The sequence below is a fragment of the Streptomyces sp. AB3(2024) genome, from assembly GCF_041862025.1.
GTDB lineage: Bacteria > Actinomycetota > Actinomycetes > Streptomycetales > Streptomycetaceae > Streptomyces.
Map to the genome: position 1 here is coordinate 1 of NZ_JBGWAB010000070.1, position 14,204 is coordinate 14,204.

Below are 14,204 nucleotides of genomic sequence, written 5' to 3' on the forward strand. Positions count from 1 at the left end.
CGCGCAAGCCACCGCGGGCCGGGGCGGCCCGCGGGGCCCCCCCCCCCCCCCCCCCCCCCCCCCCCCCCCCCCCCCCCCCCCCCCCCCCCCCCCCCCCCCCCCCCCCCCCCCCCCCCCCCCCCCCCGACGCTCCCCCGTGTTTCCCCCGTTGTTTCCCCCGTACGACCGGTCCGCGCCGACTACTCGCTCGCGATCGCGTTCAGTACGTTCATCCGCCCCGCCCGGAAGGCCGGGACCAGTGCGGCGAACAGGCCCACCAGGGCCGAGCCGGCGAAGACCCCGATGATCGTCGGCCACGGGATCTCCAGCACCTTCAGGCCCTGGAGGGCGAGGAGCTGCTGTGCGGTGGCACCCCAGCCCATGCCGAGGCCGAGGCCGAGCAGGGCGCCGAAGAGGGCGATGACCACCGACTCCAGACGGATCATCCGGCGCAGCTGGCGGCGGGAGAGGCCGATGGCGCGCATCAGGCCGATCTCGCGGGTCCGCTCCACCACCGAGAGGGCCAGGGTGTTCACGACGCCCAGCACCGCGACGATGATCGCGAGCGCGAGGAGGCCGTAGACCATGTTGAGCAGCTGCCCGACCTGGTCCTTGAGGTTCTGCTTGTAGTCGGTCTGGTTGAGCACCTTGTACTGCGGGTACCCGGCCATGGCCGCCTTGAGGGCCGGGTAGGCGTCGTCGGCCTGCCCCGGCTTGGCCTTGGCCAGCAGCATGAAGGGGCGGGCCAGCTGGTCGGCCGGGAGGTTGGCCTCGGCGGTCGCGGTGCTGATGTACTTCACGCCCTTGTCGAGGTTGCCCTCGTCCGAGGTGATCGCGGCGACCTTGAGCCTGACCGTCTTGCCCCCGGTGAAGGCGACCGTCATCTCGTCGCCGACCTTGACGTGGTGCTGGTCGGCGTAGAGCGAACCGACCGACATGGATCCGGGCGCGTACGCGTCCTTGTGCGCTCCGGCGGTCATCTTGCGGCGCACGTCCTGGGCGTACGTCGGGTCGGTGACGCTCAGGCCGGTCTGCAGGCTGCTGCCGTCGGGCGCGGTGACCTTGGCGTCCACCTCGCGGTAGGCGGTGACGTGGTCCAGGCCCTTGGTGGCGCGCATGGCCTCCTCGGCCTGCGGCATGACCGGCTGTCCGGTCTGGGAGCTGACGATGTAGTCCGCGCCCACCGTCCGGTCGAGCTCGTCGGTGGCCGAGGCCACCATGGAGGAGCCGACCACCGACAGGCAGGCGACCAGCGCCAGTCCGATCATCAGCGCGGCGGCCGTGGCGCCCGTACGGCGCGGGTTGCGCAGCGCGTTGCGTTCGGCGAGCCGGCCGACGGACCCGAAGGGCCGCAGCACGGGGGCGGCGAGCACCCGGACCACCACGCCGGCCAGCAGCGGGCCGATCACGATGAAGCCGATGAGGGTGAAGAACACGCCCAGGGCCAGCCACAGCGATCCGGCCGAGGCCTTTTCGGCGGCGCCGGCGAGGAACAGGGCCGCGCCGCCGATCCCGGTGAGGACCAGTCCGAGGACGGCGCGGACGGTACCGGCCTTGCGGTCGCCGGGGGTGCCGGCGTCACGCAGGGCGGCCATCGGGGAGACCTTGCCGGCCCGGCGGGCCGGGATGTAGGCGGCGACCACGGTGACGATGATGCCGAGGAGCAGGCCGACGACCGGGGTCGTCCACTTGACGGTCAGGTCGTCGGTGGACAGGTGCATGCCCATCTGGCCCATGAGCTTCATCAGGCCGACGGCCAGGCCCACGCCCGCCGCGACTCCGGCGAGGGAGCCGACCACTCCGAGCAGGAAGGCCTCGACGAGGACGGACCGGTTGATCTGGCCGCGGTCGGAGCCGATGGCGCGCATCAGGCCGATCTCGCGGGTCCGCTGGGCGACCAGCATCGAGAAGGTGTTGAAGATCAGGAAGATGCCGACGAGGAAGGCGATGCCGGCGAAGCCGAGCATCACGTACTTCATGACGTCGAGGAAGCCCATGTCCTTCTTGTTGTCGGCCGCGGCCTCCTTGGCGGTCTGCAGCTTGTACGTGTCCGCGCCGACCGCGGCCGCCACGTCCTTCTTGAGCTGCTCGTCACTGACTCCGTCCTTGGCGGTGACGTTGACGTGGGTGAACACGCCGCTCGCTCCGAGGAGCTTGTCCTGCGCGGTGGCGGTGTCGAAGTAGACGATGGCCGCGCCCGGGTTGGTGACGGTGAAGGAGGCGATGCCGCTGATCTTCGTACGGATGTCACCGGTGACGGCGATGGTGCGCAGCTCGTCCCCGAGTGCCAGGTGGTGCTTCTCGGCGGTGTCGGCGTCGACCATCACCTCGGTGGGGCCGCGCGGGGCCCGGCCGGAGGTGATCTTCATGGACTTGAGTTCGTTGTCGGTCCAGTTGCCCGCGATGGTCGGGGCGCCGGTGCTCGACCCCATGTTCTCGTTCTTGGAGTCGACGACCGTGACGGCGGTCGAGAAGACGCCGCCCTCCGCGGACTTGACGCCCGCGGCCGTGCGGACGCGCTCCACGGCCGAGGCGGGCAGCACGCGCGGCTTGCCGCGGTTCTGGTTCTCCTCGCCCTCGGCCGGCGGCTTGGGGCTGACGGTGACGTTGGAGCTGGTGACCGCGAACAGCTTGTCGAAGGTGGTGTTCATGGTGTCCGTGAACACCAGCGTGCCGCAGACGAAGGCGACGGAGAGCAGTACGGCGATGGCGGAGAGCGCCATACGCCCCTTGTGCGCGAAGAAGTTGCGACGCGCGGTCTTCATGACGGTCACGAGGTCCGCCCGCGCGCGTCGAAGTCCTTCATGCGGTCGAGGACCTGCTCGGCGGTGGGGGCGTACATCTCGTCGACGATGCTGCCGTCCGCCAGGAAGATGACGCGGTCCGCGTAGGAGGCGGCGACCGGGTCGTGGGTGACCATCACGATGGTCTGGCCCAGCTCGTCCACCGACCGGCGCAGGAAGCCGAGGACCTCGGCGCCGGCCCTGGAGTCGAGGTTTCCGGTCGGCTCGTCGCCGAAGATGATCGCGGGACGGGCGGCCAGGGCGCGGGCGACCGCCACGCGCTGCTGCTGGCCGCCGGAGAGCTCGGTCGGGCGGTGCTTGAGGCGGCCGGCGAGTCCGACGGTCTCGACGACCCGCTCCAGCCACTGCGGCTCGGGCTTGCGGCCCGCGATGTCCATGGGGAGGGTGATGTTCTCCAGGGCGTTCAGGGTCGGGAGCAGGTTGAAGGCCTGGAAGATGAACCCGATCTTGTCGCGGCGGAGCTGGGTGAGCTTCTTGTCCTTCAGGCCGGTGATCTCGGTGCCGTCGAGCTCGATCCGTCCGCTCGTGACCGTGTCCAGCCCGGCCAGGCAGTGCATCAGCGTGGACTTGCCCGAGCCCGAGGGGCCCATGATCGCGGTGAACTGACCGCCGTGGATGTCCACGTCGACGGCGTTCAGGGCGACCACGCGGGTCTCGCCGGAGCCGTAGGCCTTGACGACCTCGCGCGCCCGGGCCGCGACGGGGCTCTGGCCGCCGGTCCCTCCGTGCCTGGTTTCGGTCATCGCCGTTGTCACGGTGTTCTCCCCCGTTGTGGTTCGTCTGCGTGCGTGAATGCGTCGCCGTCGTGAAGTCTGCGGTGCGGGGGGTGTCCGGCGCCCTGGTGCCCTTCGCCGTATCCACCGGGGGGTTAACCCCACCCCCACGTCCCCGTCCGTAGGAACCAGTTAAGGACGCCGGGGGACCTTCGGCCTCATCCGCCGGGACGAAAGTCCCCTGCCCCCTTGTGGGGAGACACCCCTAGGGGATGTCCACCCTTCGGGCGATCCGGTGTAGGGGATACCGCCGGCCGCACCCCCGGTGAGATGGTGTTGTCCGCCGGCGAGGGGGACAGGGTGGGGTCAGGGAAGAGCGGGGCGGACGCCCGGGGGCGGGGGACGCCGGCGGAGGCCGCGGAGCCGTCCGCGGGCGAGGTTCCCGCCGCCGGGGCCGCGGCCGGTGCGCGCAAGCGCCCGCCGACCGCCGTCGTGGTCGCGCTGATGCTGAACATGGCCCTGGTCGCCCTCGACAGCACGATCGTCTCCACCGCCGTCCCCCAGATCGTCGGGGACCTCGGCGGGTTCTCGGTCTTCACCTGGCTCTTCTCCGGCTACCTCCTCGCGGTCACCGTCACCCTCCCCGTCTACGGCAGCCTGAGCGACACCCTCGGCCGCAAGCCCGTCCTCCTCTTCGGCACGGCCCTCTTCCTCCTCGGCTCCGTCCTGTGCGCGTCCGCCTGGAACATGGCCGCGCTGATCGCCTTCCGGATCGTCCAGGGGCTGGGCGGCGGCGCCCTGCAGAGCACCGTGCAGACCCTGGCCGCCGACCTCTACCCGCTCCGGGACCGCCCGCGCATACAGGCCCGGATGACCACCGTGTGGGCGAGTTCCTCCCTGATCGGCCCGGCCCTCGGCGGCCTGCTCGCCGCCTGCGCGGGCTGGCGCTGGACCTTCCTCATCAACGTGCCGCTCGCCGGGCTCGCCCTGTGGCTGACCGCCCGCCACCTCGTGGAGCCCGTACGCTCCCCCGGCCGCCGGGGCCCGGTCGACTGGGCCGGGGCCCTCGGCGTGTTCGCCTGCGGCGGGCTGCTGCTCTTCGCGCTGGTGCAGGGCGGGGTCGCCTGGCCCTGGCTGTCGGCGCCCTCGCTGGGGCTGCTCGGCGCGAGCGCGGCCTTGGCCGCCGTGGTGGTCCGGATCGAGCGGCGGGCGGCCCGGCCGATCCTGCCGGGCTGGGTGTGGCGCCGGCGCACCATCGCAGCCGTCAACCTGGCGCTCGGCGCCCTGGGGCTGCTGATGGTCGCCCCGATGGTGTTCATGCCGACCTACGCGCAGTCCGTGCTCGGCCTCGGGCCGGTGGGGGCCGGCTTCGTGACGGCCCTGATGACCCTGAGCTGGCCCCTGTCGGCCGCCCTGTGCCAGCACGTGTACCGGCGCATCGGCTTCCGCGACACCGCCGTCCTCGGCATGTCCCTCGCCGCGGTCGTCCTGTTCGCCTTCACCCTGCTCCCGTATCCCGCCCGGCCGTGGCAGCCCGCGCTCGTCATGCTGCTGCTGGGCGCCGCCCTCGGGCTGTTCCAGCTGCCGCTGATCGTCGGCGTGCAGTCCACGGTGGGCTGGGCCGAGCGGGGCACCACGACGGCCTCCGTGCTCTTCTGCCGCACCGTCGGGCAGAGCGTGGGGGCCGCGCTGCTGGGGGCGGTGGCCAACGCGACCGTCGCCGCCCGGCTGGCGGACTCCCCGGCCGCGGGGTCCCCGGAGCGGCTCGACGACGTGTCGCGGGCCCTGGCCGAGCCGGGCTCCCTGACCCCGGCCGCCTCGGACCACCTGCGCTCGGCGGTGGCGGCGGCCGTGGACCACATCTTCCTGGGCGCGGGGGCCGCGGCCGTGGCCGCCCTGCTGGTGCTGCTGCTGGTGGCGCCGCGACGGTTCCCGGTGCTGCCGGAACAGGAGTAGCCGCCACCCGCCGGACTTGTCATGCCCGGACCCAGTAGGTGACCCTCTTCCCCAGGACCGCACCCGGGGGGACGACATGGCATCCGCACTCTGCGCACTGGTGTTACTGGCCGCGCTGGCCGGCCCCGTCGGCCTGCGCCTGTACCGCCGGCCCGGCACGGTGACCGGCCGCGACGGCCGGCTCTCCACCTCCACCACCCTCGCGCTGGCCTGGACCGTGATCCTGGTCTGGCTGCTGCTCGCGATCCTCGGGTACGGACTGACGGCGGGCGGCGGGGTCCGGTACTTCCACGGCCCGGACGGCCCCCTGTCCTCCCTGGCCTCCGTCTACCTGCCGCTGCTCGGAGGCCCCTACGTGGCCCTGATCGCGGCGAAGACGGTCGTCGGGATGCGGGTGGAGAGCGGCACCCTGGCCAAGCCCGCCCCCAGGCCCACCGCCACCGGCCGGCGCCCGCTGCGCGAACTGATCGCGAACGACAGCGGCCGCACCGATCTCGTGGACCTCCAGTACGTGGCCCTGAGCGCCGTCACGATGCTCTACGTCGTCCTGTTCTTCCTCTCCGACGTGCGCGCGGGACTCCCGCGGCTGCCGTCCGAGATCTGGGCCCTGACCGGCGCCCCGGCGGGGGCCTACCTGGTGAACAAGATGGCCACCCGCGCCAACCCGGTCATCACCCACGTCGAAGCCGCCGACGGCCTGCTCACGGTGGAGGGCGGCGGCTTCACCGAACCTCGCCTCACGGTCGACGACACCGCCCTGACGGCCACCCCGGACCCGGCGACGGGCGCCCTGACGGCCCCGCTCCCGGCCACGGTGAAGCCTCCGTTCACGGTGGTGGTCACCTCCCGCGGACTGCGCAGCGACCCGTACCGCTATGAGCCGGCCGGATAGTCCGCCTCCTGCGGGGCGACGCGGTTGACGCGCCACCCCTCGGGGGTCTCCGTCAGGGTCAGCGCGCCGATCCACTCCCCTCCGTCCGCCGGGTACTCCCACGCGTCGGGGTCCGCCAGCACCGCGGGCAGCTCCGCACGCGGGACCGGCTCGCCCGGCTGATGACCGGGCGAGCCGTCGGGCGCGGTCCACGGCGCGACCCGGCGCACCTCCACCCAGCCCCGGTCGACGAGATCGAGCAGCATCACGGCCAGCGCGGAGACCGGCAGTTCCTTGTCCTCCTCCGCCAGGTCGCCCCAGACCCCGGGCAGGATGTCGATCTCGAACGCGTTGATCATGAACGCCCGCCGGCTCTCGTCCAGCGAATCCCACTCGTCGCTCACGCGCCGGACTCCTTGTGACGGGCGTAGTAGCGGGCCACCCGGGCCCGATTGCCGCAGACCGACGCCACGCACCAGCGGCGCCGCGGGTGAGCGGGGAGGAACAGCAGCACGCAACCCTCCGCCTCGCACCGGCGGACCGACGTCACCCGGGGGTCGGTCGCCAGCTCCGCCACCGCCTGCGCCAGCTCCGCGGCAAGCCGCCGCGCCGGGTCGGCCGTCCGGCGCGGGGCGGCCGTCAGCCCGGCCCCGTCGGTCCAGGCCAGCTCGGTGTGCGAGGGGGCCGCGGCCAGGAAACCGTTCAGCGCGCGCAGCGCCCCGGCCGGCGGCGGCCCGCCCCGCCGGACGGCGTCCAGCACCGGCCCGGCCGCCTCCCGGACGGCCCGCACGGCGGACACCTCGGCCTCCCCCACCCCGTCGACCGGCTCCAGCCGCCCGGCCTGCTCCCCGATCCAGGCCGCGAGGCCCGGGGGGGCGTCGAGCAGTTCCCCCGCGTTCAGCAGGTCCAGGGCGAGCGGCTCACCCACAAGCGGAAACAAAACCATAAAACTAACCCTAACAACCACCCTTGACCCATTAGCCGCACCTCCGCAAGACTAATGCCACCAAGCCACAAGGAGGCATGTGATGCCGATCCACCGCACCGTCGACGTCGACGGCGTGTCCGTCGCCTACCGCGAGAGCGGCCCCGCGGACGCCCCCGTCCTGCTGCTCCTGCACGGCTTCCCCACCGCCTCCCACCAGTTCGCCCGCCTGATGGACGCGCTCGGCGACACCCCGTACCGGCTGATCGCCCCCGACTACCCGGGCTTCGGCCGGACCGAGGCCCCGGACGGGTTCACGTACACCTTCGACCGGCTCGCGGACGTCGTGGAGGGCTTCACCGACGCCCTCGGCCTGGACCGCTACGCGCTCTACGTCTTCGACTTCGGCGCCCCCGTGGGCCTGCGCCTGGCCGCCCGCCGGCCGGAACGGGTCACGGGCCTGATCGTCCAGAACGGCAACGCGTACGACGAGGGGCTCTCGGACGCGGCCCGCGCATTCGCCGGGCTCAGCCGCGCCGTCCCCGGCAACGAGGACCGCGTCCGCCGCCTCTTCACCGAGGAGGGCACCCGCTTCCAGTACGAGACCGGGGTCGCGGACCCCTCCCTCGTCTCCCCGGACAACTGGACCCTGGACCTCCACTACCTCGGCCTGCCGGGCCGCGCCGACGCCCAGGCCGACCTGGCCTTCGACTACTCCGGCAACTTCGCCCTCTACCCCGACTGGCAGACCTGGCTGCGCACGACCCGCCCGCCGCTGCTGGTCGTCTGGGGCGCGGGCGACCCCTTCTTCACCCCGGCCGGAGCGCAGGCGTACCGGCGCGACGTACCGGACGCCGAGATCCACGTCTTCGAAGGCGCGGGCCACTTCGCCCTGGAAACCCACCTCCCGGCCATCGCCCCCTTGATCGCCACCTTCCTGACGAAGCACCTCTGAGGCAGGCCTCCACCGGGCCGGGGGCGGGGACGGGGCGGGGTGTTGGCCGGGACGTAAAACGTGATTTGTCGGCGCGAGGTACCCAGGACCAACGCAGCCCCGGACAGGGCGCCATAAATCATGCAGTCCCGGACGACACCCCGCCCGGCCAAGGCAACGGCACCGGCACCGGCACCGGCCCGGCCCGGCCCGGCCAGGGCAGGGCACCGGCACTACCCCTCCGCCGGCGCCCGCCCCGTAAGCGCCGCCAGGCTGGACCGCACGTGGTTCATGTGCGCCCGCATCTCCTCCTGCGCCTCCGCGTGCTCCCGCAGGACCCGCTCCGTCTCCCGCCCCACCCGCTCCTCCCGCACCCGCGCCTCGGCGATCAGCTCCGCGGCCCGCGCCTCCGCGTCCTCCTGCCCGTGCCGGGCCGTCTCCTCCGCCTCCGCGAACCCCCGCCGCGCATCCGCCAGCCGCGCCTCCGCCTGACGCTCCTGCTCCGCGTTCCGCGCCTCCAGCTCCGCCTGGCGCGCGGCCAGCTCCCGCCCGGCCGCGTCCCACCGCTCCGCGTGCTCCTGCTCCCGCTCCGCGAGCAGCGCCTCCGTACGCCGCCGCATCTCCCCGAGCGCGGCCACCGCCTCCGCCCGCCAGCCGGCCGCGTCCTCCCGCGCCTCCGCCCGCGTCGCGTCGGCCTCCCGCTGGGCCCTCGACAGCCCCTGCCGCGCCCGGACCTCGGTCTGCTCCCGCACGGCCTCCGCGTCGTGCCGCGCCAGTTCCGCCACCCGGTCGGCGTGCGCCTCGGCCGCGCCCTTCGCCTCCACCGCGTCGGCCCGCGCGTCGCTCCGCAGGACCTCCGCCTCCTCCTGGGCGAGCGACAGGATCCGCCGGGCGCGCTCGCTCAGCTCGTCGTACGTCTGCGGGGCCAGCGAGGCGACGGCGACGCCCAGCCGCTCCGCCTCCGCCTCCATCCGCTTGGCCAGGACGGTCAGCCGCGCCACCCGTTCCCACGCCTCGTCCCGGCTCCCGGACAGCCGGGCCAGGTACCGGTCGACCTCTTCGGTCCGGTAGCCGCGGCCTCGCACGGTCGAGAAACCCTGGGGTCCCTGAGGTGACATGGGTGCACTCATCCTGGAAGCGCCTCTCTCGCGGGGATTGCTGACAAGGATGCGTCATTTGGTGCCGGAAGCCGGAATGGCCGGGCCGGGCCCCCGTTCGAAGGTCCCGACCTGGCCGTACATCCGATCATCCGATCAGAGGAGCCCGTCCCACATCTGCTCCAGCAGCACCGACCACCAGCTCTCCGGAGAGGCCAGCGCCGCACTGTCGAGACCCGCCAGATTCGCCTGGAAATCGACGGTCCAGCGGCCCGCCTGTTCCGGCGTCAGGTGCTGCCTCAGGCGCCACATCTGCCCCAGCATCGCCAGCGAACGCGCGAACTGCGGCAGGCTCGAATTCACGAACTGCGGCGGTACGGGCGCCCCTCCGGGTCCGGCCTCCACCGGGACCGCCACTATGTGCGCGGTCCCGTACTGCACGCAGAGCGCCTTGCCGAAGTCGCTGCCGACCACCAGGTACGAACCCGCGTCGGACGCCGGCTGGACCTGCCTCTGCGCCGCCAGCTCGGCCAGCGTCGGCACCGGCTGGTTCGGCACGGCCTGCGCCCAGAAGAACGGCCCGAAGTCGACGGGCAGACCGGCCCACATCAGGGTCTGCGCCACGATCTCCGGCACGCCTTGACGGGACACCGCCCGCTGGTCGAAACGGAACACGCCCTGCGGCCCGAAGGCGCCGACCAGTTCCTGCGCGATGGCGTCCATCGGGATGGCCGGCTGCAGCGGGACCTGCGGCAGCGGCGCCCGCACCGGAGCGGGACGCGCCGGCCCGTCGGCCACCTGGTGCAGCTCACCCTGATGGGTGAGCAGGTGCCGCATGCCCTGCTGACGTCCCGCGTGGTCGGTCCCGTACGGGGCCACGCTGGTGATCCGCACCTGCGGCCAGGTCTCCCGGATCATCCGGGCGCAGTAGCCGCCGGGCAGCTCACAGGAGGCCAGCTCGGTGTGCAGCTCCAGCACCTGCTGGGGCGGCACGTTCAGCGCGCGGAGCTCGTAGAGGATCTGCCACTCGGGGTGCGGGGTGCCGGGCGCCGAGCGGCGGATGATCTGCTGCTCGGAGCCGTCGGGCGCACGGTAGCGCAGCACGGCCTGGTAGCCGGGGCCGACGGTGGGCGCGCCGGACGGGGCCGGGGGCTGCTGCGGAGCCGGACCGCGCGGCGGACCGGGCGGCTGCACGACGGCGGGCCCGGCCAGCATCGTCGCCGCATGGTCGAGCCCCCCACCGGGCGCACCGGGCGCACCCGGCGCACCGGGAGCCGCCGGCGGCGGCACCATGCCGGGCCCCGCCAGCATCGTCGCGGCATGATGCGCCCCGCCCCCGGGCGCGCCGGGCGCACCAGGAGCACCGGGCACACCGGGCGGCGGCGTCGGCGGACCGGGCGGACCCGGCGGCCGGGGCGGCTGCACGACGGCGGGCCCGGCCAGCATCGTCGCCGCATGGTCGAGCCCCCCACCGGGCGCACCAGGCGCACCAGGCACACCAGGGGCACTCGGGGCACCGGGCGCGGCCGGCGGCGCGGCAGGAGGTGCCGGGGGACCGGGAGGCTGCACCACGGCGGGCCCGGCGAGCATGGTCGCGGCGTACTGCGCCCCACCCCCGGGAGCGCCGGGGGCACCAGGCGCACCGGGAGCACCGGGAACCCCTGGAGCCGGAACCGGCGGCACCGCCGAACCCGGCTGACCCGGCGGCTGCGGCGGCTGCTGCTGAAGCGGCTGAGGCTGGTGCGGCGGCTGAGGCGGCTGAGGCTGGTACGGCGGCTGCGGCTGGCCCCCGCCCGGTCGCGGCGCCTGGGCCCGGCTCGTCGGCGCGTCGGCGATCCCGCCGGCCCCGTCCGGGATCCCCGGCACCGGGACGACCGTGGTCTTCGGCAGCTGGCTGCCCCCCGCCATCAGCGTTGTCCTGGCCTCCGGAGCCACCCCGGAGGGGGCCGACGGGCCGTCCTCCAGATCGGTGCCGGACAGCGGCGGCGCGAACACCGTGGCGGGCAGCGGCACGGAGGCCCCGTCCGCACCGGAGTTCACATCGGTACCCGCCCACGGCGTGGACCCCGACGGCACCCCGCCGCCCGCGGCCGGCTCGTGGGGGGCCTCGCCCCCGCGCCGCAACGGCACCGGCTCGGCCCCACCACCGGAAGCAGCCGCCGGAGCCGCCGGGGCCGCCGGGGCCGCCCGCGGGATCCCCGCCCGGTCCGCCGCCTCCTGCAGCCACTCCGGCGGGCTCAGCATGAAGGAGGTCTGCTCCGAGTCGATCCGCGGCGGCGGCACCGAGGCCTCCGCGGCGGCCGCCACGGCAGCGGCCCCGTACTCCTCCTCGTAGCGCCGGATGACCTCGCCGACCGGCAGCCCCGGCCACAGGGTCACCTCACCGCTGTCCCGCGCGATGACCAGCCGCTGCCGGCCCCCGCCGGACACCGGACCGGCCGCCCGGTCCTCGGCCCACACCACGAAGCCCAGCCCGAACTCCCGTACGCGCACCTCCCGGTGCTGGTACGCGGGGACGTCCCCGTTGATCCATTCCTCGGCGCGCTCCTGCGCCTGTGCAAACGTCACCACGGCGTGATCACCCCTCACCCGGGGCGGTACCCGCCACCGGAACCGAACGTGCGAATCCGCCGTCCACCATCAGACCGGCCACCGTCTCCAGCTCCGGCGGGTTCCCCGCCAGGCGTTCGAGGAAGGCATCGAAATCGGCACCGCACGGAAGCAGCAACCGCTCCACCCGCTCCTGCACGGACCAGCCGTCGCGGTCGCGCGCGTCGTCGTACGGGGAGAACCAGACGGAGCCGACGCCCTCGCCCTTCACCTTCACCGCGAGCAGCCCGCCCTGGACGAAGGCCACGCACAGGTAGTCCTTGGTCAGGTGGTCCCGCAGGCACTTGTTGACGTAGACGAGGTCGTTGACCGCCGCCTCCTCGCGCACCGTGAAGAACGGCTGGTCGACCAGCAGCCCGAGCTCCACGAGGAGCCCCGCGCCCACCGGCGCGCAACCGCCCGCCGCCTTCAGGAAGCAGCGGTAGGCCTCGGGCAGCCGGTACCCGAGGTCCTCCTCGACGCCCTGCACCTGCTGTTCGGCGACGGACACCAGGTTCTTGGGCAGCCCGAGGTGCGCGGGGCGCACCTCCTGGAGAGGCCGGGTGCCGCGCTTGTCGTGGTCCACGGGCGCCGTCGCCAGGCCCGCGTGGTGCCGCAGCAGCGCCTTGACCTCGACGGGAACCAGTTCCATCCGCCGCGAGCCCGCCACGTGGTGCCAGGTCCAGCCGTGCGGCGTGGCCACCGGTCCGACGGTGTCCCACAGCGCGTGGCCCGCCGCCCGCATGGCGGCGTTGGCGGACACGAAGTCCGTCAGCCGCAGCTCGTCCACGCCGAAGCCCTCCGGGGGTTCGGCGATCTCCACGGCCGCGCGCGCGTACGCCGAGAAGTCGGGATGACCGTCCCCGCTCATCCGCACTCCGTGGGGATGGCGGGCGGCCCGGACCGGGTCCGGGAAGTGCACGACCTGCCCCGAGTAAGCGGCGTTGGGTGGCACGGCCTGCTGCCCGAGCCGACCTGTCGTCATGGCGGTAGCCCCCTGCTGGATCTGGCTGGTTCACCACAGCCTATGTGCTCGGGCAAGAGCGTCACCCGCCCATGCATCCCACGTGCGCGCGTGGGGCGGGAACATCCGAATTGATACGAATATTCGACCCCGCTTCCACACCACTGGGGACATTTGACAGGCTGTCCCCGCAGCACGGGGGCGTGCTCAACGGCGGCCACCACCGCGGTCACGGGAGGGAAGAAGCGACCATGCAGACGGCGACGACGCAAAACCTGGCGAGCCGCACGGACCGCACGGAAGCGGCGGAGGCCGGCTCCGCCGGCGACCCCCGCCTGCGCTGGAGCAGCACCGACGGCCCCACCCCGCCGCCCGTGCTGCGCTTCCGCCGCGACGGCATCCTGCCCACCGTCGCCGCCGCGCTCTCGGTCCGCGGGGAGACCCTGACCGGGACCGCGGGCAAGGGCGACCGGCCTCCGGTGCTGCACCCGCTCGTCCAGGACTTCCTCGACACCCTCACCAGCGGCCAGCGGGAGCGCTTCACCGGCCGATGTCCGGAGGCGATCCTGCTCTCCCGCCACCTCACGGCCGTCGAGGGCGCCCGCAGCAGACGCGCCTCCCGCAAGCCGCTCACGGCGAGCGAGGCCCGGCGCTCCCTGAAGCAGTCCCGGATCACCGCCCGCCGCATCCGGGAGGACGGCGACCCGCTGCACGGCAGCTACGCTCCGCCCTGCCGCTCCTGCGACGCGCTCCTCACCCACTTCGGCGTACGCCCCGTCGACCTCACCCACCCCGAGTAGCCGCCATGACCGCCTCCTCCGCCTCCTACGACCGCTCCTCGGCGACCCGGTTCCCGGGCCCCGTGGACTCAGCGCTGCGCACCGCCGGATGGGAACCGGGCCGCTGGGACATCAAGCAGGCCGAGTACTGGGCCGACGCGCTGCGCGACCACACCACGCCCGCCGGGCACCGGCACAACGTCTTCCCGGCGGCCGTGGAGGCCTGGGCCGAGTTCGGCGGACTGCGGGTGACCGCCCCGGGGCCGGGCCGGCAGATAGCGCCCGCCACGCTCCGCATCGACCCGCTGTCCGGCCTGCACCTGGCCCGTACCTTCGCCGACCTGGGACGGGCCCTGTCCACCCAGCTCTGCCCGCTGGGCACCGACGCCGACGGCGGCTCCCACCTGGCCATCGACCGCGAGGGCCGGGTCTACGGGATCGACCACACCGGCGACTGGTACCTGGGCTCCGGCCTCGACGAGGCCCTCACCCTCCTGCTGACCGGCCTCCAGCCGGCCCGCCTGACCACGGGCCCCTGACACCGGGAACCGCCCCGGCCGCCGCGCACCCGTGGATCCCGGGGCCGCGGCGGC

Annotated in this window: 12 protein-coding genes; 5 read left to right on the forward strand and 7 right to left on the reverse strand. The window is 74.0% G+C overall.

Annotated elements, in window-relative coordinates:
• Window positions 1–179 precede the first annotated feature (179 nt).
• Window positions 180–2,753, reverse strand: a complete 2,574-nt coding sequence (locus ACEPPI_RS24605; RefSeq protein WP_373917431.1) for an ABC transporter permease — start codon at window positions 2,751–2,753, stop codon at window positions 180–182.
• The gene (locus ACEPPI_RS24610; protein ID WP_373917432.1) at window positions 2,750–3,526 is read right to left on the reverse strand and encodes an ABC transporter ATP-binding protein; all 777 of its coding nucleotides are present in this window, start codon (window positions 3,524–3,526) and stop codon (window positions 2,750–2,752) included. Before ACEPPI_RS24610 ends, ACEPPI_RS24605 begins: the two co-directional genes overlap by 4 nt.
• Before the next feature lie 300 nt (window positions 3,527–3,826).
• Here ACEPPI_RS24610 and ACEPPI_RS24615 point away from each other — a divergent pair, with 300 nt between their 5' ends.
• Together ACEPPI_RS24615 and ACEPPI_RS24620 are read left to right on the forward strand one after the other, a co-directional pair.
• Window positions 3,827–5,452, forward strand: coding sequence for an MDR family MFS transporter (locus ACEPPI_RS24615; protein ID WP_373917433.1), 1,626 nt, complete (start codon window positions 3,827–3,829; stop codon window positions 5,450–5,452).
• Window positions 5,453–5,528: 76 nt separating this feature from the next.
• Window positions 5,529–6,344 (forward strand): hypothetical protein, encoded by an 816-nt coding sequence (locus ACEPPI_RS24620; RefSeq protein ID WP_373917434.1) that lies wholly within the window; start codon window positions 5,529–5,531, stop codon window positions 6,342–6,344.
• Here the strand turns inward: ACEPPI_RS24620 and ACEPPI_RS24625 are convergent.
• Complete coding sequence (locus ACEPPI_RS24625; protein WP_373917435.1) at window positions 6,326–6,727, reverse strand: hypothetical protein; 402 nt, start codon at window positions 6,725–6,727, stop codon at window positions 6,326–6,328. The genes ACEPPI_RS24620 and ACEPPI_RS24625 overlap by 19 nt on opposite strands.
• On the reverse strand, window positions 6,724–7,269 hold the full coding sequence (locus ACEPPI_RS24630) for an ABATE domain-containing protein (protein WP_373917436.1): 546 nt from the start codon (window positions 7,267–7,269) through the stop codon (window positions 6,724–6,726). The genes ACEPPI_RS24625 and ACEPPI_RS24630 overlap by 4 nt, the downstream gene beginning before the upstream one ends.
• Window positions 7,270–7,351: 82 nt before the next feature.
• Between ACEPPI_RS24630 and ACEPPI_RS24635 the strand changes: the two genes are divergently transcribed.
• Window positions 7,352–8,203, forward strand: coding sequence for an alpha/beta fold hydrolase (locus ACEPPI_RS24635; RefSeq protein WP_373917437.1), 852 nt, complete (start codon window positions 7,352–7,354; stop codon window positions 8,201–8,203).
• A gap of 212 nt (window positions 8,204–8,415) precedes the next feature.
• Here ACEPPI_RS24635 and ACEPPI_RS24640 read toward each other — a convergent pair whose 3' ends face one another.
• The 3 genes from ACEPPI_RS24640 to ACEPPI_RS24650 form a co-directional block, all read right to left on the reverse strand.
• Window positions 8,416–9,300 (reverse strand): DivIVA domain-containing protein, encoded by an 885-nt coding sequence (locus ACEPPI_RS24640; RefSeq protein WP_373917438.1) that lies wholly within the window; start codon window positions 9,298–9,300, stop codon window positions 8,416–8,418.
• Between the two features lie 135 nt (window positions 9,301–9,435).
• On the reverse strand, window positions 9,436–11,850 hold the full coding sequence (locus ACEPPI_RS24645; RefSeq protein WP_373917439.1) for an SUKH-4 family immunity protein: 2,415 nt from the start codon (window positions 11,848–11,850) through the stop codon (window positions 9,436–9,438).
• A 7-nt stretch (window positions 11,851–11,857) separates the two neighbouring features.
• The gene (locus ACEPPI_RS24650; RefSeq protein WP_373917440.1) at window positions 11,858–12,853 is read right to left on the reverse strand and encodes an SMI1/KNR4 family protein; all 996 of its coding nucleotides are present in this window, start codon (window positions 12,851–12,853) and stop codon (window positions 11,858–11,860) included.
• A gap of 230 nt (window positions 12,854–13,083) precedes the next feature.
• Here ACEPPI_RS24650 and ACEPPI_RS24655 point away from each other — a divergent pair, with 230 nt between their 5' ends.
• Window positions 13,084–13,632, forward strand: coding sequence for a YwqJ-related putative deaminase (locus ACEPPI_RS24655; RefSeq protein WP_373917442.1), 549 nt, complete (start codon window positions 13,084–13,086; stop codon window positions 13,630–13,632).
• A gap of 5 nt (window positions 13,633–13,637) precedes the next feature.
• On the forward strand, window positions 13,638–14,150 hold the full coding sequence (locus tag ACEPPI_RS24660) for an SUKH-3 domain-containing protein (RefSeq protein WP_266839497.1): 513 nt from the start codon (window positions 13,638–13,640) through the stop codon (window positions 14,148–14,150).
• Window positions 14,151–14,204: the final 54 nt, after the last annotated feature.

Excerpts from the sequence above, each read along its gene's own strand:
- ACEPPI_RS24620 (WP_373917434.1), top strand. The coding sequence starts at position 5,529 with ATGGCATCCGCACTCTGCGCACTGGTGTTACTGGCCGCGCTGGCCGGC.
- ACEPPI_RS24610 (WP_373917432.1), bottom strand. The coding sequence starts at position 3,526 with ATGACCGAAACCAGGCACGGAGGGACCGGCGGCCAGAGCCCCGTCGCG.
- ACEPPI_RS24630 (WP_373917436.1), bottom strand. The coding sequence starts at position 7,269 with ATGGTTTTGTTTCCGCTTGTGGGTGAGCCGCTCGCCCTGGACCTGCTG.
- ACEPPI_RS24650 (WP_373917440.1), bottom strand. The coding sequence starts at position 12,853 with ATGACGACAGGTCGGCTCGGGCAGCAGGCCGTGCCACCCAACGCCGCT.
- ACEPPI_RS24640 (WP_373917438.1), bottom strand. The coding sequence starts at position 9,300 with ATGTCACCTCAGGGACCCCAGGGTTTCTCGACCGTGCGAGGCCGCGGC.
- ACEPPI_RS24655 (WP_373917442.1), top strand. The coding sequence starts at position 13,084 with ATGCAGACGGCGACGACGCAAAACCTGGCGAGCCGCACGGACCGCACG.
- ACEPPI_RS24635 (WP_373917437.1), top strand. The coding sequence starts at position 7,352 with ATGCCGATCCACCGCACCGTCGACGTCGACGGCGTGTCCGTCGCCTAC.
- ACEPPI_RS24660 (WP_266839497.1), top strand. The coding sequence starts at position 13,638 with ATGACCGCCTCCTCCGCCTCCTACGACCGCTCCTCGGCGACCCGGTTC.
- ACEPPI_RS24615 (WP_373917433.1), top strand. The coding sequence starts at position 3,827 with ATGGTGTTGTCCGCCGGCGAGGGGGACAGGGTGGGGTCAGGGAAGAGC.